Source organism: Parapedobacter lycopersici, assembly GCF_024643285.1.
Lineage (GTDB): Bacteria > Bacteroidota > Bacteroidia > Sphingobacteriales > Sphingobacteriaceae > Parapedobacter > Parapedobacter lycopersici.
Genome location: NZ_JAMSLW010000005.1, coordinates 360,303 through 385,889, shown reverse-complemented (window position 1 = coordinate 385,889; position 25,587 = coordinate 360,303). Strand labels below are relative to the sequence as shown.

The 25,587-nt window shown below is 51.0% G+C and carries 25 protein-coding genes and 1 tRNA gene; 10 read left to right on the top strand and 16 right to left on the bottom strand.

Annotated features, from left to right (window positions below; genetic code table 11):
* Positions 1-98 precede the first annotated feature (98 nt).
* Positions 99-1,877 (top strand): AsmA family protein, encoded by a 1,779-nt coding sequence (locus NEV57_RS12790; protein WP_257658715.1) that lies wholly within the window; start codon positions 99-101, stop codon positions 1,875-1,877.
* A 21-nt stretch (positions 1,878-1,898) separates the two neighbouring features.
* On the opposite strand, the gene NEV57_RS12785 is transcribed toward NEV57_RS12790, so the two are convergent.
* The 7 genes from NEV57_RS12785 to NEV57_RS12755 form a co-directional block, all read right to left on the bottom strand.
* Positions 1,899-2,648, bottom strand: coding sequence for a peptidylprolyl isomerase (locus NEV57_RS12785; RefSeq protein WP_257658714.1), 750 nt, complete (start codon positions 2,646-2,648; stop codon positions 1,899-1,901).
* Positions 2,649-2,721: 73 nt separating this feature from the next.
* A complete protein-coding gene (locus NEV57_RS12780; RefSeq protein WP_257658713.1) occupies positions 2,722-3,081 on the bottom strand; it encodes a hypothetical protein in 360 nt (119 codons plus the stop codon).
* A gap of 478 nt (positions 3,082-3,559) precedes the next feature.
* Positions 3,560-3,994 carry a low molecular weight protein-tyrosine-phosphatase gene (locus NEV57_RS12775; RefSeq protein ID WP_257658712.1) on the bottom strand — a complete coding sequence of 145 codons (435 nt, stop codon included), beginning with the start codon at positions 3,992-3,994 and terminating at the stop codon, positions 3,560-3,562.
* An 81-nt stretch (positions 3,995-4,075) separates the two neighbouring features.
* Positions 4,076-4,588 (bottom strand): signal peptidase II, encoded by a 513-nt coding sequence (lspA, locus tag NEV57_RS12770; RefSeq protein WP_257658711.1) that lies wholly within the window; start codon positions 4,586-4,588, stop codon positions 4,076-4,078.
* A gap of 163 nt (positions 4,589-4,751) precedes the next feature.
* Entirely contained in the window at positions 4,752-6,326 is a 1,575-nt protein-coding gene (locus tag NEV57_RS12765; RefSeq protein ID WP_257658710.1) for a calcineurin-like phosphoesterase C-terminal domain-containing protein, read from the bottom strand.
* A 23-nt stretch (positions 6,327-6,349) separates the two neighbouring features.
* Entirely contained in the window at positions 6,350-7,777 is a 1,428-nt protein-coding gene (locus NEV57_RS12760) for a hypothetical protein (protein ID WP_257658709.1), read from the bottom strand.
* Between the two features lie 10 nt (positions 7,778-7,787).
* The gene (locus NEV57_RS12755; RefSeq protein ID WP_257658708.1) at positions 7,788-10,733 is read right to left on the bottom strand and encodes a TonB-dependent receptor domain-containing protein; all 2,946 of its coding nucleotides are present in this window, start codon (positions 10,731-10,733) and stop codon (positions 7,788-7,790) included.
* 229 nt (positions 10,734-10,962) lie between these two features.
* Here NEV57_RS12755 and NEV57_RS12750 point away from each other — a divergent pair, with 229 nt between their 5' ends.
* Together NEV57_RS12750 and NEV57_RS12745 are read left to right on the top strand one after the other, a co-directional pair.
* Positions 10,963-11,121 (top strand): FeoB-associated Cys-rich membrane protein, encoded by a 159-nt coding sequence (locus NEV57_RS12750; protein ID WP_257658707.1) that lies wholly within the window; start codon positions 10,963-10,965, stop codon positions 11,119-11,121.
* Positions 11,122-11,271: 150 nt separating this feature from the next.
* Positions 11,272-12,585 carry a DUF389 domain-containing protein gene (locus NEV57_RS12745; RefSeq protein WP_257658706.1) on the top strand — a complete coding sequence of 438 codons (1,314 nt, stop codon included), beginning with the start codon at positions 11,272-11,274 and terminating at the stop codon, positions 12,583-12,585.
* Positions 12,586-12,880: 295 nt separating this feature from the next.
* Here the strand turns inward: NEV57_RS12745 and NEV57_RS12740 are convergent, their stop codons facing one another.
* Together NEV57_RS12740 and NEV57_RS12735 are read right to left on the bottom strand one after the other, a co-directional pair.
* Positions 12,881-13,708, bottom strand: coding sequence for a ferritin-like domain-containing protein (locus NEV57_RS12740; RefSeq protein WP_257658705.1), 828 nt, complete (start codon positions 13,706-13,708; stop codon positions 12,881-12,883).
* Positions 13,709-13,716: 8 nt separating this feature from the next.
* Positions 13,717-14,433, bottom strand: coding sequence for a ferritin-like domain-containing protein (locus tag NEV57_RS12735; RefSeq protein WP_257658704.1), 717 nt, complete (start codon positions 14,431-14,433; stop codon positions 13,717-13,719).
* Between the two features lie 151 nt (positions 14,434-14,584).
* On the opposite strand from NEV57_RS12735, the gene NEV57_RS12730 reads away from it, so the two are divergent.
* Together NEV57_RS12730 and NEV57_RS12725 are read left to right on the top strand one after the other, a co-directional pair.
* The gene (locus NEV57_RS12730) at positions 14,585-15,229 is read left to right on the top strand and encodes an RNA polymerase sigma factor (protein ID WP_257658703.1); all 645 of its coding nucleotides are present in this window, start codon (positions 14,585-14,587) and stop codon (positions 15,227-15,229) included.
* Positions 15,230-15,231: 2 nt separating this feature from the next.
* Positions 15,232-16,026, top strand: a complete 795-nt coding sequence (locus NEV57_RS12725; protein WP_257658702.1) for an anti-sigma factor — start codon at positions 15,232-15,234, stop codon at positions 16,024-16,026.
* Between the two features lie 45 nt (positions 16,027-16,071).
* Here NEV57_RS12725 and NEV57_RS12720 read toward each other — a convergent pair whose 3' ends face one another.
* Positions 16,072-16,389 (bottom strand): hypothetical protein, encoded by a 318-nt coding sequence (locus NEV57_RS12720; RefSeq protein ID WP_257658701.1) that lies wholly within the window; start codon positions 16,387-16,389, stop codon positions 16,072-16,074.
* Between the two features lie 136 nt (positions 16,390-16,525).
* On the opposite strand from NEV57_RS12720, the gene NEV57_RS12715 reads away from it, so the two are divergent.
* A complete protein-coding gene (locus NEV57_RS12715) occupies positions 16,526-17,314 on the top strand; it encodes a Rieske (2Fe-2S) protein (protein WP_257658700.1) in 789 nt (262 codons plus the stop codon).
* Positions 17,315-17,388: 74 nt separating this feature from the next.
* Here NEV57_RS12715 and NEV57_RS12710 read toward each other — a convergent pair whose 3' ends face one another.
* The 3 genes from NEV57_RS12710 to NEV57_RS12700 all read right to left on the bottom strand — a co-directional run bounded on the left by NEV57_RS12710 (position 17,389) and on the right by NEV57_RS12700 (position 20,285).
* Entirely contained in the window at positions 17,389-18,609 is a 1,221-nt protein-coding gene (locus NEV57_RS12710) for a serine hydrolase domain-containing protein (RefSeq protein ID WP_257658699.1), read from the bottom strand.
* A gap of 103 nt (positions 18,610-18,712) precedes the next feature.
* Positions 18,713-19,270, bottom strand: coding sequence for a helix-turn-helix domain-containing protein (locus NEV57_RS12705; protein WP_257658698.1), 558 nt, complete (start codon positions 19,268-19,270; stop codon positions 18,713-18,715).
* A 517-nt stretch (positions 19,271-19,787) separates the two neighbouring features.
* The gene (locus tag NEV57_RS12700) at positions 19,788-20,285 is read right to left on the bottom strand and encodes a PepSY-like domain-containing protein (protein WP_257658697.1); all 498 of its coding nucleotides are present in this window, start codon (positions 20,283-20,285) and stop codon (positions 19,788-19,790) included.
* Positions 20,286-20,536: 251 nt separating this feature from the next.
* Here NEV57_RS12700 and NEV57_RS12695 point away from each other — a divergent pair.
* Both NEV57_RS12695 and NEV57_RS15810 read left to right on the top strand, forming a co-directional pair.
* Positions 20,537-20,611 (top strand) — tRNA-Val (locus tag NEV57_RS12695).
* A 49-nt stretch (positions 20,612-20,660) separates the two neighbouring features.
* The gene (locus NEV57_RS15810) at positions 20,661-20,906 is read left to right on the top strand and encodes a GIY-YIG nuclease family protein (RefSeq protein ID WP_372340077.1); all 246 of its coding nucleotides are present in this window, start codon (positions 20,661-20,663) and stop codon (positions 20,904-20,906) included.
* 167 nt (positions 20,907-21,073) lie between these two features.
* Here NEV57_RS15810 and NEV57_RS12690 read toward each other — a convergent pair whose 3' ends face one another.
* From NEV57_RS12690 to NEV57_RS12680, 3 genes are all read right to left on the bottom strand, one after another.
* Positions 21,074-21,628: a DinB family protein gene (locus tag NEV57_RS12690; RefSeq protein ID WP_257658696.1), complete on the bottom strand. Its 555-nt coding sequence runs from the start codon at positions 21,626-21,628 to the stop codon at positions 21,074-21,076.
* Between the two features lie 52 nt (positions 21,629-21,680).
* Positions 21,681-22,187 (bottom strand): Crp/Fnr family transcriptional regulator, encoded by a 507-nt coding sequence (locus NEV57_RS12685; protein WP_257658695.1) that lies wholly within the window; start codon positions 22,185-22,187, stop codon positions 21,681-21,683.
* A 147-nt stretch (positions 22,188-22,334) separates the two neighbouring features.
* Entirely contained in the window at positions 22,335-23,030 is a 696-nt protein-coding gene (locus NEV57_RS12680; RefSeq protein WP_257658694.1) for a Crp/Fnr family transcriptional regulator, read from the bottom strand.
* A gap of 256 nt (positions 23,031-23,286) precedes the next feature.
* On the opposite strand from NEV57_RS12680, the gene NEV57_RS12675 reads away from it, so the two are divergent.
* Both NEV57_RS12675 and NEV57_RS12670 read left to right on the top strand, forming a co-directional pair.
* Positions 23,287-25,173: a cytochrome c oxidase subunit I gene (locus tag NEV57_RS12675; RefSeq protein WP_257658693.1), complete on the top strand. Its 1,887-nt coding sequence runs from the start codon at positions 23,287-23,289 to the stop codon at positions 25,171-25,173.
* 63 nt (positions 25,174-25,236) lie between these two features.
* Positions 25,237-25,584 carry a TfoX/Sxy family protein gene (locus NEV57_RS12670; RefSeq protein WP_257658692.1) on the top strand — a complete coding sequence of 116 codons (348 nt, stop codon included), beginning with the start codon at positions 25,237-25,239 and terminating at the stop codon, positions 25,582-25,584.
* The last annotated feature ends 3 nt before the right edge of the window (positions 25,585-25,587 follow it).

Here is a 25,587-nt window from a genome sequence, read left to right as displayed (position 1 = left end):
GTTTTCTATTAAACGAATGCCATCCCGTTTGATAAATCGGTGAAAAATCATGGGGCAAAACAAGCTTTATTGCCGTTATAAACACAAATAATGTCTTTATGAGATCGATATGGAAGTGGATCATCGGCGCGGTGGCCGTGCTGCTGGTGGCAGCATTTGCAGGTTCCTGGTACCTCAGCCGGCATTGGAAGCCGTTATTATATGACAAGATCCGCGAAGCTGTCATCCGTTCGACGGACAGCCTGTACCGGATCACGTATGACGACCTGGACTTCAGTCTGATTACGGGCAATGCTTCCATTAAAAACCTGCGGCTCACTCCTGATTCCAGCGTATATGCCCGGTTGCAGCAGCAGCAGCTGGCGCCCGATAACCGCTATGATATCCACGTGGCCAGCCTCCGGATCCGCCGGTTCCATCCGCGGCGCATGCTGGCCAGCCAGCAGCTGCACATCGACGATATTATCATCGATACGCCTGCTATCCGGGTAATCAATGAATATCATGCCTATAACGATACCGTCGCGACCGAACGCGACAGCCGGACCCTGTACCAGCGCATATCGGGCATGCTGCGCGCCGTTGGGGTGCAATCGCTTCAGCTGAACAACATCAATTTCCGGTTTACCAAAAAGACAGACACCACCTTATCGGAAATGGCGCTGCAGCACGTGAACCTCACCGCGCGGGACATCCTGATCGATTCGCTGTCGCAGTTTGATACCGCCCGGTTTTACCATACCCGCGCCATTGACGTAGACATCCCCGGTTTCCGCTGGGAAACGGCCGACAGTCTGTATTTCGTGCGTTTCGACCGCCTGAAGGTCGCTACGGGCGACAAGCGCGTTGTACTCACCGGTCTGCAATATGCCCCTGCAGTGGACCGTGCCGAATTCTACCGCCGCAAAAAGGCCGCAGCGGAAATGACAACGATCGCCTTTCCGACGATCCGCCTGGAAAACATCGATCTCTACCGGTTCGTCCGGAACCAGAAAATCTATGCCGGCAGCCTCCACATAGACAGCGGCGTGGTGGACATTCTGAAAGACCTGCGCCATCCGCGGATAACCACAAACAAGATCGGGAAGTCACCGCACCAGCTACTCCTGAAGATGCAGCAGCCATTGAAGATTGATTCGGTATTGCTGCGCGATGTCGCGATCCGCTACAGCGAAGTAAGTGCAAAGTACGGGAAAACGGGAGAAATCAGTTTTGACCGGACCAGCGGCGTGCTGTATAATGTAACCAATGATACCCTGGCACTGATTCAGAACAAGTCGCTGACTGCGCGTTTCACCTCTTACCTCATGGACACCGGCAAGCTGGATGTGGTATTTGATTTTGACATGCTTGACAAGCGTGGTGCCTATACCTACAAAGGCACCCTGGGGCCGATGGATGGCCGGTCACTCAACTCCATCATTACCCCCCTGCTTAATGCGCAGATCACGAGTGCAAATATCCGGGGTGTCAGTTTCGTGATGCAGGCCGATGATTACCGCTCGCGCGGGTCGCTGCGCTTTGACTACCGCAACATGCGGCTTAACCTGCTTACACCGCCGGGCACCGAGGGGAAAAATTCCATGCGGGTGGCCTCTTTCCTGGCTACCAGTTTTGTCATTAACGACAGTAACCCGGATGCCAATGACGTGTACCATACCGGCACCATCAACTACCGGCGGCCCGAAACCTATTCTTTTTTCAAAACACTATGGAAAAGCCTGCTGGAGGGCGTTAAGCAATGTGCGGGCATCAGCAAAGAACGGGAACAGCGCCTGATGAGCACCGCAGAGGAAGTAAAGGAAATCAAAGAAAAGACCGGCGGATTCTTCCGGCGGATTTTCAAGAAACGGGAGTCACGGGATAGCGAACGGTAACCGTAGCACACCGACCACAGATCACTGTTTGCCGTTAAACAAATCCTGCAGCCAGGTAAAAATATTCTTTTTCGGCGGGAGTCCGGCCAGGCCCCGCTCCACATCAACGGCTTCCCGGCGGGTAAGCAGCTGCATTTCCATCCGCTGATCCACTACCGGCCGGTCGTGATTGTCCGTGGGCACTGCCGCAAGGCTGTCGATCACCTCAATGCCTTTAACTACTTCGCCAAATACGGTATACTGCTGGTCGAGGTGGGGCACCCCTCCCTGCGTTTTATATATCTCGCGCTGGTATGGCGGAATCTTGCGGCCGCCCAGCCGCATTTGTTCCAGGCTGTCCAGTCCGCGGTCGGTAAACGTACGGCCCTGCACCAGGTAAAACTGCGAGCCATGCGATGCCTTATCCGGGTTATCATCCCGTGCGGCACCAATCGCCCCCTTCTTATGGAACAGGCTGTCCACCATTTCGGCGGGAATGGTATAGCCGGGCCCGCCATCGCCCAGCTGCTGGCGATCGGCCGCGTATCGCGAATCAGGGTCGCCTCCCTGGACCATAAAGTTTTCGATCACACGGTGAAACAACAGGTTGTTATAATAGCCTTCCCGCACCAGCTTAATGAAATTGTCCCGGTGCTGGGGTGTTTCATCATATAACCGGAGGATACAGGTGCCCTTCGGTGTGATGATGCGGACGTATTTCTGTGGTGGTGCCGCCGCGAAAAGTGCGGTCTGCAATACGACAAAGCTTATTAACAAAAGAATTTTTTTCATGTTCGTTTTAATTGCTGTTCCCTTAACCGTCATTATGGGTAAACGCCACTGATCACTGACTATCGACCACCGTTCACACAACACCATCCATCGATGCCGCGTCCTCAAAATAATCAATAATGAGTGACTTAATAATCATTTCCTGTTCCAGTAGTGTGTAATTGGGAATGGGTTTAAGCAGCCGCCAGTGCGGCCAGCCATCCTGGTCGAGCCCTTCGAGTTCGTAGAATCCCATCGAGCTGAACAGGCGGCACGTGGCGATATGCATCAGCTCTTCTTTCTGCCGTTTGCTGAATTTCATGGGACCTTTACCCAATTCCTGCACACCGATCAAAAATAACATGATTTTGATGTCGGGCATTTCCATGTCGAACTGATCTGCGGTATGGGCTTGCAGCGCTGCCCATTTTTTGTTGATCTCTGAGGCTTTCACGCGACAAATATACGGATTAATCGGGGCGCTGACCATGTGTAGTTGCGCCACACTTTGTAGCAATTGCGCAACAAGCTGATCCGCGCCAGGTGGAAAACAATACCCCACACACCTTTATTCGCTGCTTCCCAAAGGAAAAAGGAAACAGCTATTGGATTGATTGCCAGGCCAGTTGACCAAAAAGAATAAAAAGGCTGCGGCAGCATTGCCCCAATTTTCCAACTTGGCACAATATTGTTACTACAGGGTTGAACTTAAAATGATCATACGCAGTAAAAGCATAAAAATATAGCGCTCCCGGGTCGGAACGCTGAAAAAGAACAGCATTACTTAGTATAGTATGAACTGTTTGTTTTAGTATCTGGAAAAGGCGTCGCTTCGGTGACGCTTTTTTTTGTTGATACCCGTTCCCTAACGGTCAAAAAGCATTCAGAAGAACACATGCATTGCAGCCATCTCCTGCGTTACCCGGTGTTGTTTATTTCCACTGCTCCAACAGCGCGTTGCAGCGCGTCTCCACCAGCCGGTACACCGGTTCGAACAATCCATCGTCATAATACGGATCCGGCACTTCCTGGTCGTCCAGAAACAGGCGAATGCGGGCACGCTGCTCCGGTGTCTGGGCCATGGCCAGCACATGCCGTAGGTTCGCGCGGTCCATCACCAGTACGTGATCGTAATCGTCCAGGTGGCGGGGGTGCAGCTGCTGGGCACGCTGTCTGCTGATATCCACCCCGAATCGCCGGGCAACGGCAATCGCCCGGCGGTCAGGTGCTTCACCCGCATGCCATCCGCCTGTGCCGGCGGAGTCGATCACCCAGTCCAGGCCCTCGGTTTCCACCAGCGCCTGCATTACGCCATGCGCCAACGGCGAACGGCAGATATTACCCAAACAAACCATCAGTATCTTCATTCGATTACTTTTTTCCATAATGGCCACCTCCGGAGAGATCTGTGCTTAAAAGCGCCGGCCCGGAGCCCGTTACCTGATCAGTTAATCCGCTTGATTTATCGAAACCCGTTGCCGCTCCAGTGAAAGGGCAATAAACATGATGATCACCCCAATGGTCAGTGAAACGTCGGCCATGTTAAATATGCCCGTCTGAAACACCACAAAATCAATGTGCATAAAATCCGTTACCGATCCATGTCGCCATCGGTCATAGAGATTACCCAGTCCGCCCCCAAGTGCAAAACTGAGACCCAGCGCAAGCAGGCTGGCCATGCGGTGCTGCGTAAACAGGTAATATAAACCATAAAGCAATACCAACAACGGCACCACGGAGAGCAGGAAGAAACGAATCCCCTCGGGCAGTGTGTGCCCCAGGCTTAGGAACGCACCGCGGTTTTCCACCTTCGTAAAGGTAAAATACCCCGAAGCCAGCTTCAGCTGTTCACCATAATCAATTTGCTGCCTTGCAATGGTTTTGGACACCTGGTCGCAGCTGACATTGCAGGCTACGAGCAGCAAAAGCACAACCGCGCGTATTATTTTTCTATAGGCCATATATCGTCCTTTTTGCCGGCTTTTTTTCTGCCTGTCTATCGGCTTTCCGGCGCCATAAAGAACGGAATAAAAACGGTTCCGCACAAATTGAAAAGCCCCGCCGGTGTTTCCGGGATAGGGGAAACCACCGACGGGGAAGATGGAGGTTGATTGAAGTCTGTTGTTACTTAGCCTGCTCGATCCGGTAGGTACTGGTCTGTGTAAAGGTATTGCCGTAGTCGTCAGTAGCCCTGACTTCGACGGTGTGCGTACCAATCGCCAGATTAGTCGGGATCGCCGCCCGCCAAACGTGGGTGCTGGCTACCGCGTCGGTAGGCCGTCTTCCCGGAATAAGTTCATCTGAATTATCCCAGGGGTGCACCAGCGCCAGGTATGCGGGGTCGGCCGACTGTACCGGCGTCATCCTGCGCCACTCGCCGTCATCCACGCGGTATTCCACTGTATTGCCGTGATGGCCCATGAAAAAGTTAGCGAAAATGCCGGCACGTGTGCGCTGGCCCTGGGCAACAACCTTCGGATTGAACACATTGATCTGATAATCGGCAGGTTCCCCGGCGACTTTGTATTCCAGCCGATACTGGTTATCCGCAATATGGAGAAAAGCATATCCATTGGGCGTCCCGTCACGCATGGTAGCATCCGGCACACCCTGCTTGTTCAGCTGGCCTGAATACCAGTCGCCCGAAGTGGTGCCCACGTTATATTCGTGGTGCGGCTTGTCCTGCTGCCAGCCATCTTCGCGGGTATAGAAATGCTGTGTCTGCGTGTGCATATGCGCCGACAGCGACAGCGTGTGCGGGAAATCGCGCAATAGGTCGAACAGCCGCTGGCGGTCTTCCGGCCGGAACGTGTCCCCGTTGCGGTGGTCAAGCGGAATATGGAACGCCAGCACAACCAGCTTGTTTTTATCGACAAACCGCAGGTCGTTTTCCACAAAATCCAGCTGGTCTTTGCGGAACCCACCCCAATAGCCGTTACCATCCCGCGGGTCCGGATACAGGATGTCATCAAGCACAATGAAGTGGGCGTTGCCGTAATCGAATGCGTAGTTAGCCGGGCCAAAGTTCGCCTCATACGTTTCATCGGCGAGGGAATCCGCGGTCACATCATAATTCATGTCGTGATTGCCCATCAGGTTGTACCAGGGAATACCGATTTTGGCAACGGCCTGCTTATAATCCGGATGCAGGCTGAGCACATCGCCCACCAGGTCGCCAAGACTGATGCCGAAAGCCACATTGCGGATGCCGGCCACTTCGGAAACGATGCCTTTGGCAAAAAATTCCATTTCCTCCTTGGTGTAGGCCTGCGGATCGCCAAAGACCAGCGCTTTAAATTCACCGGATTCATCGGCCGGTTCCAGCGCAAAATCAACCGATGCCGGCAGGGCGCCCGTGGGAGCCACTCCCGGATATTCAAGCGAAGCGGGCGATCCGCCCGGCTTGTGGATGTAGTACGTTTTAGGCAGGTTGAACGCGTCCAGCGGCGCCTGATAACCCGCCGGTTTAATTACGAAAATCACGTTGTCGTTGCCAACAGGCAGGATGTACTGGCCATCCCCGTCGGTCTGCACCACCTGGATGCCATTGCTCACGGATACGTTGGCCACGCCCTTTTCGCCGCGGTCGCGCTGTCCGTTCTGGTTGGCATCCTGAAACACATACCCCGTTACCTGTCCCTGCGCCGCCGCACCGAGTGCAAGCGCCAGGAAACAGCAGGTTAATCCTAATTTGTTCATTTGATTTGCTGTTTATGTTAATGCTAATTATTGAATGGAAAAATTTCTGGTGCCGATTTATGGGCAACCAGTATTTTGTTCATGTCATGCCTGATGGTTACGACACCCTGCTGTGCGTCGTAAGTAAAATCGTCAAGCTCCCGGTTTACCGGAATAAATGACGGAATCAACGCCTTGGTATGTTCAGGCCGTACGTGGCTGTTGTTCTGCTCTTCACGCTGCGATACCGGGAAACGGATACCCAGGTCGGTCATCCGCCGCCCCTCGGCCATAAAGATTTCCTGCCGGAGCAGGTAAATCAGGTACAGCAGTTCGTCCTGGCTGACAGCCGCATCCAGCTGCGCCCCGGTTACGCTGGTACCCGATACCGTACGGGCAGGAATAAGGCCCGCCTGCCGGTCGAGCACCAGTCCTTCCACTGGATCGCTGCCCGCATCAAAGCGCACGGATACGGCGGTAAGCGGATAATCGCCGCGGTTACCGCCGTTGCGGGTCTCCCGGCTGTCATCCAGCATAACCACCGGACGTTTGGCAACGGTTTCGGTCAGCAGCTGCCGCAGGGTTTCACGGGCCGCCGCCAGCTCATTCGCCGCAGCCTGGGCCTCAGCAATAATCAAAAATGCTTCTTCCGCTTTGGCAATGCTGATCGGCTTCTCGTCGTCAAAGACCACACCGGTCGTATGGAAGTATTTAGGGTCGAGGAAATCCAGTCGTGGCAGCGGCGCAAACTGGTTGGTTGTGGAGGAGAATATGGCGCTTTGGAAATTGTTGGACGGTCCCGTCTGCGTGCCGTAATGTACCTGGCTTAGCAGCAGCGGATTAGCCTGGGCCTCCTGTGCAAACCGGATGGCCTGTGCCGCGTCCCCAAGGCGATAATAAATCCGTGCCTTAAGCAGCGCACAGACCAGCTTGTCATCCTGTTCCGCAAAAAGTCCCGCAGCCTCATCAAGCAGCCCTGCGGCAGTCAGCAACAGCTGCTCCGGTTCCTGTACCTCACCAAGGGGCCCTGCCGGCAGGGCCACGAACAGCTCAGCCCCGAGTATCAGCGCATAGGCCTTGTTCCGCAACAATTCCGCACGCTGCTGTTGCGTGCTTTCCGGGTCGCGGGGCAACACATCCGTCAGCCCGAATTCACTCATTTCCAGCAATTGGTGGATAGCCGTCTGGATGCGGGTTACGTCGATGTCAAAATAATTGATCTGCGGAACATCAAACACCTTGCTGCTCTGCGTATAGTTGTTAAAATAGTTGTCAGATACCAGTTCCGTAAATTCGGTCACCGTGCCAACCGTCTGGCTTAGCTGCCTCCGGACACCGTTTACCCAGGTAACGGCCGACTGCGACCCGGTTAGGAACCGGTCTTCCGTAACATAGGGGTTGGTTACCTCGGTAAGCTCACACCCCGATAATAAGAGCGCTGTAATGACCAGAATGTTTTTATGTATTTTCATGGGATGCTTTTTATAGACTGACTTTTAATGAAAGAAGAAACTGCCTAGGTGCGGAATAAGTAGCATAAGCAATGCCGCCGGTGGTGGCACCGCCCTGGCCTGCGGCACTGCCGCTGATCGTGGCTTCCGGATCAAAGGACGACGTCGCGAAATTAAACGGATTGATGGCGTTCAAGCCAACCGTGAGCCCCTGCAGGCGCGAGCCAAGCTGCGCCCTGCTAAAGCTGTAACTGGCACCGATGGTCCGGATCTTGATGAAATCGGTCTGTTCAATAAACATGTTGGTAAAATCCAGCCAGCCGGTGCGCCCCCGCGGAGAATTGATTTCCCCCAAGGGGATGCCCTCATCGCCTGCACCGTAGTTGTAGCGGAACTGGCTGTCCCAATTGTTGGCAAAGGCTCCTTGCTGGTAATCGGCATTCGCAAACAGGCTAAAGCCCTTGTACTGGAAATCCAGGCCCATGCTTCCGAACAGGTCCGGAATGGTCGTGCCCAAGTATTGGAGTGGAATCGAGCGCTCCATTACACCATCCGCGCCGAATATGCCGTAACTGCCCCGGATAAAACCAATGGGATATCCTTCCTGCACGACCGTCTGGATGGTGCGTTCGCTGAAGCCGTTGATGTTAAACGGTGCGGCACCCCCTGCGCTGAGTACCTGGTTATGCAGTGTGTTAACCGCCAGGTTTATGCGCAGGGAAGTCGATGCGGTCTGTACCGCCGTAATATTAGTACTAAACTCCCACCCCCTGTTCAGGATCTTGCCCACGTTACGAAACGCATCGGATTCACCCGTGGAAGGAGCTGACGGCACTTCAAACAGCGCGTCATTGGTTATGGTATGGTAAAAACCCGCGGAAAGCACGATGCGGTCCTGCAGCATACCGAGATCGATACCCGCTTCGAACGTGCTGCTTTTCTCCGGCCGGAGGTCTACCCCCGGCGTACCGAAGCCCGCGGCCTGTTCGCCCAAGTATCCGGGAAACGACACCGTGCGCAGGTTGCGGAATGGCGGGGGAAAATTCCCTGCGATGCCGTAACTGCCGCGTACCTTGGCCGCCGAAAAGAATGGCAGCGTTTCCTGCCACCACGCGCCGGCAGAAGGAATATACGAAACACCTACTTTAGGGTAATACTGCACACCAATGGCTTCGCCGAATGCGCTGTTACCGTCGCCCCGCAGGCCAAGGTCAACAAACAGCCGGTCGCGGAACCCGATGTTGGTTTGGGCATAAACGCCATAGTTAACCACCTCATAATACACCTCGTCGCTGGTTTTCGTGGCGGCGTCGGCAATGTTCCGCGCGCCGTCGCGGATATTGGTACCCACGTAGGATACCTGGCGGTCTTCATTTCTGAACAGCTGCCCGCCAACGGTAGTCACAAATGAAAAATCGCCTACATCTGCACGGTGCTGCCCGTTAAGTTCCAGCGTAAGGCCCCAGTACTTCCGCTCACCGTTGTTAATACTGCCCCGGTCCGTCGTCAGGTTGCCCGTCGTATGGGTAAGGTACTGGTTGGTCTGGATCGTTTGGTTACGCAGCTGCCGGAAATCCACACCGCCCAGCGCTTTCAGCTGCACACTATTGACCGGGCGGTACACAAAGCTTTGCGATGTCTGAAAACGGTTAACCACAATTTCGTTATCCTGTAGCCGCTCAGCCTCATCGACATAAGCCATCATCCGTGCAAACTCCTCGTCGCCCTGCTCGTCAATCCGCGGGTTAAATCGCGGTTGCGGACCCGTAACGGCAGAGGCGCCGCTCTCCGTAAACCAAAGTGCCGTATAGCCCCCCTGGTTACCGTTCCGGTTGCGCTTGTACCGGTTATTGACATAGCTAAACGTGCTTTCATAGGTTAACTCCTCGGCAAGACTGGCCCGGAATCCCGTGCGCAGGTCGAGCCGCTCATTCTGGTTTTGATTGTACAGCTGTACGCCGCTGCTGTTCAGGTAACCGCCGGAAAAGCTGTATCCCACACGCTCCCCGCTGCCGTTAATCGCCACGTTATATTTTTGGAATACACCCGGTTCAAAAAGCAGGTCCTTCGTCCGCTCAAAATGAAGGAAGTCCGTGGTCGGTGTTTCCCGTCCCACGGTAGCATCCACAATCACAGCCGTCCGGCTGGCCCCGCCTTTTTTGGTGAAAATCTGGATCACACCATTTGCGGCATCGGAACCATATAATGTCGTTGCCGCGCCGCCATTAATGTATTCGATACGTTCAATATTTTCCATGGGGATATCGGCAATGGAGCTGACGGCAGCACCCTGGGTGCTTCCCCCGCCGATGGACGAGGCCGTGTTGAGGTTATCCATACGCACGCCATCCACATAAATCACCGGGGTAGAGTTCATATACGCCGATACAACGCCACGCGCCCGGATGATGGATGTCGCTCCCGCCTGGCCGCCGGTTAGCCGGATCTGCGCATTCGGCAGTTTTGCCTGCAGGAGCTGGTCAATACGTCCGGAAGGTGTTCTTTCCAATTCTTCGCTGCCAATGCTGGTCACATTAGTCGAAAGTCGCCTTTTACTGATATCCAGTCCCTGGCCGGTAACCACCACCTCGTCGAGCCCTAACAAGTCCTGCTCAAGATAAACCGAAACAGGCGATTCACTGGCTGCCCGCTGGATAGTAACCTGCTGCGACTTGAAGCCCACGCTGGATATGGTTAACAGCACTTGCGACTCCCCGTTGGGCCACCGCAGGCTAAACGCACCGTCGGCCGCCGTCTGCGACACCCATGAGGTGTTCGCAATGCTCACCGATGCACCCCGGATCGGTTCGCGGGTCCGCATGTCCAGGACGACACCCTGTATGGTCGGCTGTTGGTTGATTTCAAGTCGGGCCGCCCGATCCAGGTTGTGCGGCAGGAGTCCGGCAGGGGTACTGCCTTTGGCATAGGGCGATGCTAACAATGCCGGTAATAACACAAAAAATAAACAATTCCTCATCGTATAATAAATAGTAGTTAGCAGCATACAAAACCCGCATCAACCGCCGATAAAAGCAATAATCAGGGGGTTTTAACTGCCGGCAAAGGTAGTCCCGGGGGGTTAAGCGCACATTAAACCTGTATTACATTTGAACCCGGACGACGATTGCCCTGTTAAATTATCCTTCTTTCCTTGCGTGCTACGCAAAATGTGGTTAACTTTAATTGGAGTTTAACCCTTTACTGCCATGGAGATAAACTATTTTATTGTTGGATTGGTCGGGTTAGCCGTGCTGATCCTGCTGTTCTGGCTGATCCGCCGGAACCGCAAAGACCGGAAACAGCTCGAACGGAAGTTGAACCTGTCCGACCTGGAGCCGGAAAAACATCGGGATGAGGAGGTTTAGGCGGAGTTAGCCGCCGGTTGAATTTAGCGTTGTGCAATAGAAAACATTCTCCAGAGCCTTTATTGCGCAACGGTACGATAACGGCGTGCCAGACCCAATTACGGAATATCGGCAAACTCAGTTGAAGAAGGCAATATTAACTCCACATATATGGATCTACAAAAACTAGCGCAGAAATTTAATATCAAGTCAGAGCAGGAAGATTATAACGTCATCCACGATACCGTAGAGAAAGGCATATTTTTCAAGGGCACGAACTTATGGATCCTGATATTCGCCATTCTCATTGCCTGTGTCGGCCTCAACGTAAATTCTACGGCAGTCATCATTGGTGCGATGCTGATTTCCCCTTTGATGGGGCCGATACTGGGCATGGGATACAGTTTGGCAACGTACGACTTCGGATTGCTACGGAAGTCGCTGATAAATTTCGGATTTGCCGTCGCATCAGGGCTGGGTGCTTCTACCCTGTATTTCCTTGTCACACCCCTTGGAGAAGCCCATTCGGAATTATTGGCGCGTACACAGCCAAATATTTATGATGTAATCATCGCGCTTGCTGGTGGATTGGCCGGTATTGTGGCGCTCTCCAGCAAACAAAAAGGCAATGTAATACCCGGGGTCGCCATCGCTACCGCACTGATGCCACCGTTGTGCACCGCTGGATACGGATTGGCCTCAGGCACCTGGAATTATTTTTTCGGGGCATTTTACCTCTTCACCATCAATACGGTATTTATTGCCGTAGCCACCCTGCTGATTGTCCGTTTTCTGAAATACCCCATTTGGCAGGGCGTCGATGAAAACATGAAAAAAACTGCAAACCGCTGGGTGAGCGTTATCGCCACCGTCACCATTTTGCCGAGTATTTATTTCGGCTATATTCTGGTTAAACAGGAACGGTTCACGAGAAATGCGCAGTCATTTATACGGAGTGAAACCAACATCGAAGGTGATTACCTGCTCAAATCCGATATAGATCCTACAAAACGTTCAATTAGGCTCGTTTATGGCGGACGGTTGATTCCGGAGGCGGCAAAACAAGCTGTAATTGACAAGGCCAGACATTACAGCCTGAATGGCGCATCAATTAGTATCCAGCAGGGGTTTTCGCTTGAAGAAAGTGAATCCAATGAAAATCTATTAGCCATCAATACGCAACAAGCTGAAATCAATCGCCTTCGGGCTACCCTGGGAACAACGCTACAGTTGCAGGACAGCCTCAACAACCGAAAGCACCTCGGTAAGCAGCTGCTTCAGGAGCTCAAGCCCCTTTACCCTGAAATTACAACATGCGGGGCAGCAGATCAGGTGTTCTATAATGATTCCCTTCAGGCGCAAAACTACTTAACCCTTGTTTTAGGATCGTCAGATCGAAGGAAAACGCTCGCTAACCACGAAAAACTGGAAGGATGGTTCCGATCGAGACTGAATACCGATTCGGTCAAAATATATATTGAATAAGGCAGCCTCAGAACTAGCGTACCAAACGCCGGTCCGACCGCAAAAGAAATACAGACGCATGAGGTGGTTGAAAATACCGAATATTTGTGCCTGAATGCTAAACACTGTGCACCCGTGCCGGCAAATAGCACTGCATGCCACATGAAATCGTACAGAAGTGTTTAGCCAAGTAAGCTCAGCTCCTGTCCCCGATTGGATTAAGCGATCGCATGTGTTACATGGAAAGGTCCTGCCCGAAATGGCAGGACCTTTTGTCTAACGGGCCCAATGAGGTTTACTATGTCCTGCAGAACGCTTACTTAATAAACAGTCCCGCAATATCCAGCACCGCTTCTGCGGTTAAGGGCTCATCGAAAGATTCTGTGGCCGCATTGGCGGAAAGCTTTCCCTCAATCCCATTTAGGGAAGTAATATTAACACCGGCCTGCGAAACATTGTCTTCGCCCGCATATACAGGATCCACCACCGCACCGATTCCGCTGTCATTAGCGCCCGTAATCCAGGGTTTCTGGGCAGCGGCAGCTCCACCGCGCGCACGTCTCATCTGTCGGATATGCGAAGCGTGGCGGGCTTCCGCAGCGTGAATCTGCAAAGCCGCGGTAAGCACTACCTGATTACCTTTTAGTAGTCCGGCTTGTCCCTTATAAGCCCTTACTCCAGTATCCTCAAACGCCTGTGCGAGCGCCAGAAACGTATCATAGTCCGTAAAAACATTGCCGAATGTTCCCCCGGCGGTAAAGTCAAATTCCGGCTTGGATACGGCATCCGACCCCAGTACCTGCTTCAGAAACGCTACGTGTGCGATTTCATGATCACGTATGGTGGCAATTGCTCCCTGAGGCGGCCCAACGGGAATCAAACCGGCCGCAGCCGTACCCATTGTATAGAATTCGGCCTCCAGGTATTCCAAAGTAAGTGCGTAATTGAGCACGCCGGTTACATCGGTAGGCACCTGGCCATAGGCCTTTTTAAACAATGATCCTAACATGAAAGGTAGGGTAGCGGCAGCTACTTTGGTACCCATCGAGGCGAGGTTTCTGATAGCCGTTCTGCGTGGGCTTACACGTTCGTGGAATTCCGGATCCACTTGCGTTATTTCATCGAATATGTTGAATATGTTCATGACAGTGATTAATAAGTAGGCAAATCTGTTACATCGATCTTTGATTTTATAAACGGTGCTGCCACTTCCAGAACTACCGTAGGACTATTGGAGAGGTCCAAACCGTTTGCGTCGATTACCTCATCATTGGCAAACGATCCGTTGTCGATCAGGTCGCGTACCAAAGCGGCATGCCTGGCTTCCACTGATACGATCTTTCCGGCAAGCGCCAGGTAATTCACATCTTGTATCAACCAGCCCGCGCCATTGTAAGCGGAGACGCCCAGGTCCTCAAATGCTCTCGCCGTTGCCAGCACACTTCCCCTGCTTGAAAAATTGACTGCAGAGAAATCGAATGTTAACGAATCGATCGCTTGCTGGCCGAGCGCTGCCTTGAAGAATTCCCGATGCGCAATTTCATGATCGCGGATATCCGTCATCAGGGCACGTTCCCAATCTGAAATACTGCCGTACGGATTCGAGGTAACCTCAGTGTAAAAAGCAGCTTCTAGTTGTTCTAACGCATAGGCATAATTGAGAATGGCAATGTCACCGCTTCCAAAATAAAATCCTTTGCCCCCCATATCTGGACCGGGGTCGTCCTTCTTGCATCCCCACGCCACCAATACGGCCGCAGCCGCCCCAGCACCGGCATATTGAAGAAATTGCCGGCGCCTTACCGGAGTTTCAGTCGGCCTATCGCTCGGCAATGGCTGACCATTTGTTTTTTTAATCGAACTTTCCATTGGTATTTATTTTTTATAAATAAGTGCGGTCGTATCGACACATCAATACATACGAAGTTTATCAGGATACGGATTTCACCCCGGGCAAAAAAAGTAAAAGGTGATAAATCCGTAACGGCCGGCTTTGCGTATATAATGCCCAGTAAAGAGTTTGAACAATATAGATTCGGGGTTAACAAATCAGCTTGGAATTATTTTTCAGGAACAAGAAAAAAACACTATTATTACAGTAATTACGATCCAAAGCAATTTGCACTCGAAGCAATCATACACGGAAGCTCAACTGATTGGGCTGCTTAAGCTCAAAAACCAGCGAGCATATAATTACCTGTATGACAACTATTCTGCTGCCATTTACGGAGTGATCTGCAAAGTGGTCGGTGATGAAGATGAGGCAGCTGACGTAATGCAAGAAGCGTTTATAAGGATATGGAGGAATATTGAGCAGTACAATGCCGACAAAGGCCGACTATTCACCTGGATGTTAAATGTTGCCAGAAACCTGGCCATAGACCACGTCCGGTCCGCGCAGTCCAGGAACAGCATTAAGACAGAGTCATTGACAGAATCGACACCGCTGGGTGACCCTGGTTATACCGATGCGATCAAAATCGACCATGTTGGCTTGAATACCGTACTCGATAAGCTTACCGCGGAACAAAAGAAAATTATAGACTTGGCTTATTTCCAAGGATATACTCAAGAGGAGATCGCCAAGGAATTAAATATGCCTTTGGGAACCGTCAAGACACGCGCAAGAGCAGCATTAATGAAATTGAAGCATTTGTTTGTTTAACGTTGAACATACAGGATTACATATCGTCAGGAATCATCGAGAGCCATGTACTAGGCCTTACTTCGCCAGCGGAAGATGCTGAGCTTACCCGGATGTCCGAACAACATCCTGAGGTACGGGAAGCCTTACGGGAAGCGGAAGAAGCATTGGTAAGCTATGGACTGTTGCATAGTAAAACGCCTCCCGCTTCCGCAAAGGGAAAGATTTTCAAAACACTGGTCGATGACGGGCAAATCCATCCAGATGAGAAAGCCCCCCCTTTACGGTCTTCAAAGACTGCGCTCTTGCGCACAATCGCCGTTGCCGCATCCGTACTTTTTCTTGCCACCGTTGGCTTCCATCTGATAAGGATGGGTGACTTCCGAAGACAGATAAGGCAGTTGGAGCAGGAAAAAGCAGCCCTGATCGCACAAAATGAAACCTTCATGGCACAAATCCAAGGGGCCCGCCACGAAATGAAGGTAGTCGGAGACCCTGCATTCACCTCGGTGGTGCTCAGTGGAGTCGCCGGTCATGACAACAGTCGCGCAGTGGTCTATTGGAATACGGCTTCCCAAGCGGTTTACCTTAAGCCGACTGATTTACCGGCACTGCCCCAAGACAAGCAATACCAACTTTGGGGTATAGTTGATGGGCAACCTGTCAATGCAGGGACCTATGATTCCGCCGTTGGGGATCAGGCCCTCCTGCAAATGTTGTCCATTGAAAATGCCGATATGTTTGCCATCACCATAGAGCCGACGGGAGGTAGTGACCAGCCTACATTAGATCAAATGGTGGTAGCTGGTAAACCGTAATGTTTTTTAGATGAAAGAGGGTGTTGCAGTTATAGAAGATGGCGGCTACATCCGCGAAATGGTCAAAGTCATTTGCGCTGCCTTTTCCGGAAATTCTTCAGCGAGATTATGCTTTTCGCCGATATCGTCTTTCAGCCGATAAAGCTGGGGCACGGTATCATTACCCAGTTCGACATCCACCAATGCGTTATACCTAGCCCCGTGGTTTGGCGGAATAAACTTCCAGTCACCCGTGATAAGCGACAGGTTGCCGTCATTGGCATTCTTGACCAACTCAGACCGGCCATTAATTATCAAGTTGTTTTTCCAGGCAACCGTTTGCGCTATCCGGGTGTTGCGTCTACCCAAATAAATCAAAACCATATCGCTTGTGAAGCGTTATTGAGCATACCGGTCAAGAAAATCGCGCTGGCGACACGCAGAAAAGGCCAGCTAAAGTCGAGCGGATGCTGCAAGGGACGCAGGTCCAGAGACAAAAGAAAGATTAAATCCGTAACCCATGAAAAGCACAGCACATATCAAGGGGCATCCGGTACACATGATTCTGGTTTCTTTTCCTATCGCATTCCTTACAGGAGCCTTGCTTTTTGATGTATTGGGAATAATCTATCTCAACAACAGCTTCTGGACAACCGCCGGATACCTGGAGCTTGCCGGTATCCTCACCGGATTTATTGCTGCGGTACCCGGAGTGATCGACTACCTGTACACGGTTCCGCCGCGTAGTTCGGCAAAGCGGCGGGCAAGCCAGCATGCGGTTGTCAATGGCTGTATGCTCGCCCTTTTTATCATTGCGTATTTCAATCGATCCGATCCCTTTTCGATTCTTCCCGTTGTCTTGGAAAGCGGAGGCGTTATCCTCATGCTCATTGCCGGATGGCTGGGCGGTACGCTGGTCGTCCGCAACCAGATAGGCGTCGACCCCCGGTACGCAAACGCGGGTAAATGGCAGGAACTGCATTTTGATCAAAAAAGCACCTTGGTAAACGTAGCAAAAGCCGACACGCTGTCCACCGACCAGATGATGTTAATCCATATCAAGAACAAGCGGGTGGTGCTTGCCAAAACGGAAGATGGTTACGTCGCATTCAGCGATCATTGCAGTCACCGGGGCGGGTCCCTGGCCGGCGGCAGCATGATCTGCGGCACCGTACAGTGCCCGTGGCACGGCTCCCAGTTCAATGTCCGGACGGGCGCACCGAACGCTGGCCCGGCCGCAAAAGAAATACAGACGTATGAGGTGGTTGAAAATGCCGGATATGTGTACCTGAATGCGGATACGTTGTAACGCCCGGGCAGCTAAACCATATTACGCCATTTATACCGGCCTCACCTGCAATTGCGCGGTCCTACCCACTATAGTTAGAACTTGATGATAACATCATAGGGAATGTATTTTTCCCAGAACCAGGGTGTGTAGGTGTCTGCAATGGCATTTTCAAGAAGATACTTAAAAATACTTTCCGCGTTGTCACTGTTGGCCATAATCAGCATGGCGATCTTTTTTTCCGGAAAAACGATGGAGAAATGCTGGAAACCATCACCGTGACCGGCTTTAAAAACCCCCGGGCCGAAGGGGGGCTGGAAGACGACCCAGCCTAAACCGTAACTTAGCTGAATATGATCGTTTTGATGTGTATCCCGGTCATTTTCGGGGCTGGTTGGGAATTGCAGCATGGAATGTATCCGGATCTGCGGGCGGAACATTTCTTTCCGGCTGGCGGGGTTCACCAGTTTATTATGCATCAGGGATTCCAGGAAAGCGATGTAATCATCTCCGGTCGTCTGCAACGTGCTTCCGGCACGCTCAACAACGTATTTCTTAACGGGGTATACCTTTCCATTGGTATCGTGGCCCTGTGCAATTTGACCGCCGAACGCGTCACTCCAGATATAACCGCTCTGTTTCATCCCGGCGGGGTCAAAGATTAATTCCTGCGCCAAATCATTCAGGCGTTTCCCAGTAATGTGCTCAATAACGAATTGAAGGTAGCCCATCCCTTCACCTGAATATTGAAATTTGCTGCCCGGCTTAAATCGGATATGCAGCTTCTGGTCAGGTTCAAACCAGCGCCAGTTCGCAAAACCGGTCGTATGGCTAAGGCACATCCGGGCAGTGATTGTCTGATACAGCGTATCGCCTTTCAGATCGCTAAAATCCGATCCCCAATAATTCTCGCCTTTAGCAGGATAATCATACACCGGCCGGTCAAGATATTCCTGCAACGGCTTATCCAGATCCAGCTTTTCCTGCTCCACCAATTTCATTACCAGGGTCGAAAATACCGCCTTGCTTAATGACGCGCCGTACATACTATTACTGGTGGCAAGCGGGGTGTTTTGTGCTTTGTTGGCATAGCCGAAGGCTTGTTTATAGACGGCTTTATCGTCATTAAATACAACGACCTGCATGCCGTCCACTTTCGCATCATGCATCAGTTGCCGAATCTTTTTAGTCAATGAATCTGTTGTAATAGCGGACCCGTCAATACGCTGAATCACGGCGTCAGCCGAGGGCTGTGCGGAAAGTTTTGCCGGGGCGAAAAGGACAATAAGCGCGGAAAGAAAGCATGCAAATTTCATGGCTGTGAATTTTTTGATCAAAGATCCGCCGAAAGGAAATGCCGTCAAACGACACCTGCACGACATTTACACGACACCTGCATTTCCGGGTGTTTAGACGGTTTTAGGCCTTCTTCAAAAAATGAACATACAACGGGTAATGGACGGGCCTTCCTTTTAGCGCCCTTATCGTATTGAGGATACAAAAGCTGGCGGCAACAACATAGCTGGCAATCATCAAAGGAAACCCGACCGGGAAATAAAGCACCATGGTTATAAACGATAAAACAATGACAATGGTAACCGTGATCTGGAAATTGATGGCCTCCCGTCCCTGGCGATTGTATTCCGGATGCTCATCTCGCTTCATTGTCCATAAAATCAGCAACAGGATAATATTTACAAACGGCAGGGCAAGTCCAAGCAAAGGCAGTATGTGATAGAGAGGTAACAATACCGGTTCGGAAAAGGAGGGCGCCGTGTCTACAGAAACAAGCTCGCCCGGGTGAACCTGCAATGCTTCTGCCAGCAGTTTCAGGGTTTGTCCCTGAGGGGTAACGACACCGCTTTCAATACGTTGGATGGTACGCGCGGTTACGCCTGAAGCCTCCGCAAGTTGTTCCTGCGTCATGCCTTTCTCTTTTCGGCACCGGGCCAATGAAGAACCGCTGTTTCGTTTCATTGCGTAAAGATAGTCTTCAGGCTCCTAATTTTAGCTTGTCTGACCGCCTCATTCGCAAATTCAGTCCCAGGTGAAAAACCATATCATCCTTTCGCGTGATCCGCGGAACCCCTTTAACGGGTTCGATTGCTGTTCGGGCGGTATTGCAGCGTGCTTCGGGAATTGTTCGGGACTGCTCCGGGGCTGCTTCGGAAACCATTCGAAATGCTTCGAAGCGCAACGCATTGCACACCGAGCAGCCCCGAAGCGCCCTCGAAGCCGACTCGAACAAGGGTCGAACAAGTCTCGAAGGACAGTCGAAGCGCACTCGAACAACACTCGAAGATCAGTCGAACATTTGAATTCCTATTTTTAGTGGAGAAGATGGACATGCATCGCCCGTATCGGTACTGTCAGACAAGCACCAACATAAGGTTGTAAAGAAAACCCATCAAGTAGATTCCTATAACAATTTGAAGCAAATGGAAAGCTTATAATGAGCTGGTAGACAGCATGCCCTCTTGTCCCTGTCTGGTTGTTATTTTTCCTGCCTTATGAATGAGCCATCTGCATCGAAATACAAATTGACGTCATTGGTCAGTTCCAACTCATATCCTTTATTTTCCTTGTCAATGCTTTCGACACCGACGCCGGCAAAGTTGCTTTCAAGATAGGTTTGGATTGCCTGGGGGAAGAAACCTGTGGGCAGTCGGTTCGGTTCATCTGCTTTTGCCTCGATCCAGTTTCCCGCCTTGCCGAAGTCTATCCCCGTTCCATTCATTAACGTCACTTCGTAAAATGTTCCTGTGGCCGTTGGTGCTTTTTTATTAGTAACACGCTGTACTTCTGCTGGCGCAAAGTATTGCCGGATAAAAGCCGAGGCGCTGTCCGGTAGGGTAACCTGTGAAGAGCGTTGTTCTACCTTGTCTTGTGAAGCTGTGTTTACAATAGCATTTTCGGAATGACCCGATTGCGCAGCATTTGAACAACCGAAAAGGACTACTAAAGCTGAAAGAATAAAGCTGGTTTGTTTCATAACGTAAGATAAAATTACGATAAAAACACCAAAGGTCCTGAAAAGGTTTGCCGGCCAATGCAACAGGGTGTAAAATTATGTAATATATCCTATCGCACGATAGGATAGCGGTATCATAAAAAAATAAAAAATAAATTTTTATTGTTCGCAATCTGCGCTATATTTGCAGTCCCAAAAGAAAGGGAGCTCAGCTGGTTCAGCACATCCCGACTACAGGTCGGGAGGGTCACTGGAGCAGGGGTAAAACAAAAGGGAGATTAGCTCAGCTGGTTCAGAGCACCTGCCTTACAAGCAGGGGGTCACTGGTTCGAACCCAGTATCTCCCACTAAAGCCTCACGGATAACGTGGGGCTTTTATCATTAAACCTAACCTAAATGCATTACCTATATATCCTGTACTCTAGGGAAATTGACCGGTTTTACATCGGCTCTTGCCAAGACCTCGAGCAAAGGCTCCGAAGGCACAACAGCCACCACCGGGGCTACACTGGCAAGGTGGAAGACTGGCGCATCATATACACAGAAGAATTTCCAAACAGGATTAAAGCGGGGCAAAGAGAACGGGAAATAAAATCATGGAAAAGCCGCAGGCTAATCGAAAAACTTGTGCAAAAAACATAGCCCGGCTGGTTCAAAGCATCCCGACTATAAGTCGGGAGGGTCACTGGTTCGAACCCAGTATCTCCCACTAAAAAAGCCTCACAGCAATGTGGGGCTTTTTCGTTTATAAACCTATCGGCCCTTTGCACTCTACCTTCGGGTATCGGTGAAATTAAAAGGGAGAACAGTCAGGCATTTTTCATTGCTCCCTGTATGTTGTCAATCTGTTTTAAATGCCTGATAATATGATTTACAAAAAATTGAAACGTATCCCCCAATTTCAGTCTTATTAAACTCGAAATCGAAGTCTGAATTTTTACTTGGCCCAAATTCACTTTTCTTGATTGGTTTAATAAATCCAATAACTTGATTTGTTGTTCAATAAATTTATCAATGACCGCTTTGCCAATATCCGCGTTTAGCGGATTTTTATCTTTAAAAGTCTTCATCTTATTCAGCTTCTCCTTTGGCAACATACTTTTTGCGAAGTATCCGCCTAAAACGCCGCTTTTGAAATCCCTTTCGGGCTTGGTCTTCGAATGCTTAATTTTGTTTTCTATCTGTGGCAGGTAAAACTCGCCATACAGATTCAGATGTTCCAGACATTCCAGCATATTCCACGACGTTTCATTTTCTCTCCAGGTCAAAGCATCCAGATCATAGGTCTTCAGTTTTTCTGCTTGATTAATTGCGTGTTTGGTCTGCGCTAGAAGTGCCTGTATTAAGTCCGCTGTTTGCATCATGTCATTTTTATGCAAAGCTCAAAAAAGCATTTTATATAAATCTTGATTGAAGTCAAGACTTTTTTAGCCGCGATAAGGTTTCAGCACTCATTCTTAAATAATTAGCAATATACTTATTGGGAATTTCCTGAAAAAGCTGCGGACTTCTCTTTAAAACCCGTTCATATCTCTCTTTTGGAGAATTTGTCAGAATGTCAATTTCACGTTCCATTTGTTGAAGAACCAGGTCTTCCAAGATGTTAATCCACAAATCTCCGTTTCTTCCAGTTTCCAAAAAACGGTCAATCTGTTGCTTAGTAATCGCTTTTACTACCGTCCTTTTAATCGCTTGTATATATAGGTTTGAGGGTTTGCCTGTCAAAAATGAGTCCAGCGAAACAATTAAATTTCCGCTGTAACCAAATCGGATTATCCGTTCTTCATAATCGTCCAACACAAAAATCCGCAGACTCCCGCGCTCCACATAATATACATTGGTATCAACGCTGTCCTTTACCTTCAGAAACTCATTTCTGCCAAGGGTTATTTCCCGGTCTGAAAGTTCAATAATCTCTTTCATTCGCTGTCTGGCTGTGCCTTTGTGTATTTGCAATCAATTGGTTTATGGATTGGCGATGTCAGGGTCTCGAAAAACATCATTGCGACATTCGAATAAATACCCATAGCATCTCAAATGTCGAATTTAACAGCTAACATCAAACAGGCACTATCGATCGCCCGGATCAACGATGGTCGCAAGCCCCACCTCATCACGGATGGCGATATCCCTACCATCCAGCTGGATAAGTCCCCCTGCGTTGAGTTCATTCAATACCTTAAAAAGGGTTTCATAGGTTGTCCCGGCGAAGGATGCGATATCCTGCCGGGTAATGGCGAAGTCCAGAAAGCCGGCTTCATTGGTGCCGAATTGGTTTTTGAGGGTTAGCAATGCCTGTGCAATGCGAGGCTTAACGGGCATATGCGCCAGGTTACGCATGGCCCGGTGTGCTTCCTGCAGGTCGTTGGCCAGAAAGCGCATCAGCGCATAGGTAAGCTCGGGGTTTACTTTTAAAGTGCTTTCAAAGAAAGGCATTTCCAGGTAGCACACACTCGTGGGTTCAAGGGCTGTCGCCGAAACCGGGTAGCGCGCCTCCTTGCCCAACCCCAGGTGGCCCACCATATCGCCGCGGCGTGCAAACCGCACAATCAGCTCCTTCTCCTGGTCCCAGCGTTGGTGGACTTTCATCACGCCGGAGTAGATGAAATAAATACCCTTCACCACATCGCCTTCGGTAAAAGCCTGCTGCCCTTTCCGGAGCAGGATGACCTTCCGGTTGAGCTCCACTGCCGGAATCCAGTCGGGCAGGCAGAGCCGGCAAAGGATGCAGTCGCTGAGGTTACACGAAGGGTGTTTTCGCTTCATATACCGCAATAGTACGAAAATTCCGCGGGATAAATCGCCGCGATCCTATTTCAATAAATATTGCATAAACAATAAATAAATAAATTTTATTAAACAATAAATGGTGTTTTATATTATTTATACAATATAAAATGTTTTTTATAATTTTACCCGTGGAAGCCCGGGAATCACCCTATGACCCTGGCCACAGCGGAGCAGAAGGTCTCCGGGAACCTGCGACGACTTCCGTCCATTCGTGAACGTTAAATTCGATACCATGGCAACATTAGTTCTTTCGGATACCGACGGTACCCACGACCGGCACGCCGGCCATCACCGGGAAAGTTTCGTTTCCCGGTATATTTTCAGCACCGACCACAAAATGATCGCCAAGCAGTTCCTGGTTACGTCCATCACCATGGCGTTTGTGGCCTTGCTGCTTTCCATTCTGTTCCGCATCCAGCTCGGCTGGCCGGACCGGGAATTTCCCATACTGGAGTTGTTCCTCGGGAAATGGGCCGAGGGTGGTCGGATCAACCCCGACTTCTACCTCGCGCTGATTACGATACACGGCACCATTATGGTGTTTTTTGTACTTACTGCCGGACTGAGCGGCACTTTTGCCAACCTGCTTATTCCGTTGCAGGTTGGTGCACGGGATATGGCTTCCCCATTTATGAATATGCTTTCGTACTGGTTCTTTTTTGCGTCGTGCGTGGTGCTGATGTCGTCCCTCTTCATCGAAACGGGCCCGGCCAGCGCAGGGTGGACCGTCTATCCGCCGCTTTCGGCCGTCCCACGCGCCATCCCGGGTTCCGGGCTGGGCATGACGCTGTGGTTGGCCAGCGTCATTCTATTTGTAGCTTCATCGGTGCTGGGCTCCATCAACTACATCAGCACCGTACTCAACCTCCGGACGCGCGGAATGGATTTCTGGAAAATGCCGTTAACGGTATGGGGGCTTTTCCTGACCGCTGTGCTGGGCCTGCTCACCTTCCCGGTGCTGGTGGCAGGCCTGGTCCTGCTGATTTTCGACCGCAGCTTCGGGACCAGCTTTTACCTCAGCGACCTGGTTATCCAGGGGAAGATCCTGCCCAACGAAGGGGGTAACCCCATCCTATGGGAGCACCTCTTCTGGTTCCTGGGCCACCCGGAGGTTTACATCGCGATCCTGCCTGCCTTCGGCATTGTTTCGGAGGTGATGTCCGTTCACTCCCGGAAACCGATCTTCGGGTACCACGCCATGGTGTATTCCCTCATGGGTATTGTCGTGCTGTCGTTTTTGGTATGGGGCCACCACATGTTCGTGTCGGGGATGAATCCGTTCCTTGGGGGCGTGTTCATGGTAACCACCCTGATCATCGCCGTGCCCTCAGCCATCAAGACGTTCAACTACCTGGCAACGCTCTGGCGGGGAAGCATCCGGTTTACGCCCCCGCTGCTGTTCGCCCTCGGCTTCGTGTCCTTCCTGATTTCCGGCGGATTGACGGGTATCTACCTGGGTAATTCCACCCTGGATATCGGCCTGCACGACACGTATTTTGTTGTTGCGCATTTCCACCTGGTTATGGGATCGGCCTCTGTTTTCGGCATGCTTGCCGGTGTTTATCATTGGTTTCCGAAGATGTATGGGCGAATGATGGATGAAAAACTTGGTTACCTGCATTTCTGGGTAACGTTTGTCTGCGCCTACTTCGTGTTTTTCCCGATGCACTTCATGGGGATCGATGGTGTCCCCCGGCGGTACTATGCCTTTACGGAATTTCCGTCCATGGAACACTGGCTGTCGGTGAATGTGTTCATTTCCTGGTCGGCCATCATCGCCGGTTTCGCGCAGGTAGCCTTTCTGTTCAATTACATTTATTCCGCATTTTACGGAAAGAAGGTCGGGCAGAACCCCTGGCAGGCCAATACGCTGGAGTGGACCACCCCCGTGGAGCATATCCACGGAAACTGGCCGGCAGAGTTGCCCACGGTTTACCGCTGGCCATATGACTACAGCAAACCCGGGCATGATGCGGACTTTATCTGCCAGACGGTCCCCTTTTCTCAGACCATGGAATCCAACCTACCGCACGATTTCGATGGCAACCCGGAGGGGGAACGGTACCAGCGGGAATGGGAGGCCGCCCGGCAGCGGGAGGGCCAGGCCAATGAAACATAGCGTGGCGCAACCCGTTTGGAGAATGCGGTAAAAATATCCACCTTTATGTTATTATAGTTAAGCATGGCATACGATACCGCATTAGCAGAAAAAGTAAGGGCATATCTGACAGGTATCCCCGGCCTCGTTCTTGAAGAAAAGAAAATGTTTGGCGGGTTGGCGTTCCTCGTTAATGGAAAAATGTGCGTTAATGTAAGCAGCAATAACCTGATGTGCCGTTTTGATCCGGCCGACCTGGCGACGGTCTCCAAACGCCCGGGTTACCATCCGATGGTAATGAAAGGGAAGACGCTGAACGGATATTGTTATATCAGTCCCGAAGGATACAGCCGGGCAGATGACTTTGCGTATTGGCTGGAGTGTTGCCTGTCATTTAATGACCGGGCTAAAGTATCCAAGCGTCACCGGTAAAGG

Coding starts and splice junctions, on each gene's coding strand:
- NEV57_RS12790 (WP_257658715.1), top strand. CDS start 99: ATGAGATCGATATGGAAGTGGATCATCGGCGCGGTGGCCGTGCTGCTG.
- NEV57_RS12785 (WP_257658714.1), bottom strand. CDS start 2,648: ATGAAAAAAATTCTTTTGTTAATAAGCTTTGTCGTATTGCAGACCGCA.
- NEV57_RS12775 (WP_257658712.1), bottom strand. CDS start 3,994: ATGAAGATACTGATGGTTTGTTTGGGTAATATCTGCCGTTCGCCGTTG.
- lspA (WP_257658711.1), bottom strand. CDS start 4,588: ATGGCCTATAGAAAAATAATACGCGCGGTTGTGCTTTTGCTGCTCGTA.
- NEV57_RS12765 (WP_257658710.1), bottom strand. CDS start 6,326: ATGAACAAATTAGGATTAACCTGCTGTTTCCTGGCGCTTGCACTCGGT.
- NEV57_RS12760 (WP_257658709.1), bottom strand. CDS start 7,777: ATGAAAATACATAAAAACATTCTGGTCATTACAGCGCTCTTATTATCG.
- NEV57_RS12755 (WP_257658708.1), bottom strand. CDS start 10,733: ATGAGGAATTGTTTATTTTTTGTGTTATTACCGGCATTGTTAGCATCG.
- NEV57_RS12750 (WP_257658707.1), top strand. CDS start 10,963: ATGGAGATAAACTATTTTATTGTTGGATTGGTCGGGTTAGCCGTGCTG.
- NEV57_RS12745 (WP_257658706.1), top strand. CDS start 11,272: ATGGATCTACAAAAACTAGCGCAGAAATTTAATATCAAGTCAGAGCAG.
- NEV57_RS12740 (WP_257658705.1), bottom strand. CDS start 13,708: ATGAACATATTCAACATATTCGATGAAATAACGCAAGTGGATCCGGAA.
- NEV57_RS12735 (WP_257658704.1), bottom strand. CDS start 14,433: ATGGAAAGTTCGATTAAAAAAACAAATGGTCAGCCATTGCCGAGCGAT.
- NEV57_RS12720 (WP_257658701.1), bottom strand. CDS start 16,389: ATGGTTTTGATTTATTTGGGTAGACGCAACACCCGGATAGCGCAAACG.
- NEV57_RS12715 (WP_257658700.1), top strand. CDS start 16,526: ATGAAAAGCACAGCACATATCAAGGGGCATCCGGTACACATGATTCTG.
- NEV57_RS12710 (WP_257658699.1), bottom strand. CDS start 18,609: ATGAAATTTGCATGCTTTCTTTCCGCGCTTATTGTCCTTTTCGCCCCG.
- NEV57_RS12705 (WP_257658698.1), bottom strand. CDS start 19,270: ATGAAACGAAACAGCGGTTCTTCATTGGCCCGGTGCCGAAAAGAGAAA.
- NEV57_RS12700 (WP_257658697.1), bottom strand. CDS start 20,285: ATGAAACAAACCAGCTTTATTCTTTCAGCTTTAGTAGTCCTTTTCGGT.
- NEV57_RS15810 (WP_372340077.1), top strand. CDS start 20,661: ATGCATTACCTATATATCCTGTACTCTAGGGAAATTGACCGGTTTTAC.
- NEV57_RS12690 (WP_257658696.1), bottom strand. CDS start 21,628: ATGATGCAAACAGCGGACTTAATACAGGCACTTCTAGCGCAGACCAAA.
- NEV57_RS12685 (WP_257658695.1), bottom strand. CDS start 22,187: ATGAAAGAGATTATTGAACTTTCAGACCGGGAAATAACCCTTGGCAGA.
- NEV57_RS12680 (WP_257658694.1), bottom strand. CDS start 23,030: ATGAAGCGAAAACACCCTTCGTGTAACCTCAGCGACTGCATCCTTTGC.
- NEV57_RS12675 (WP_257658693.1), top strand. CDS start 23,287: ATGGCAACATTAGTTCTTTCGGATACCGACGGTACCCACGACCGGCAC.
- NEV57_RS12670 (WP_257658692.1), top strand. CDS start 25,237: ATGGCATACGATACCGCATTAGCAGAAAAAGTAAGGGCATATCTGACA.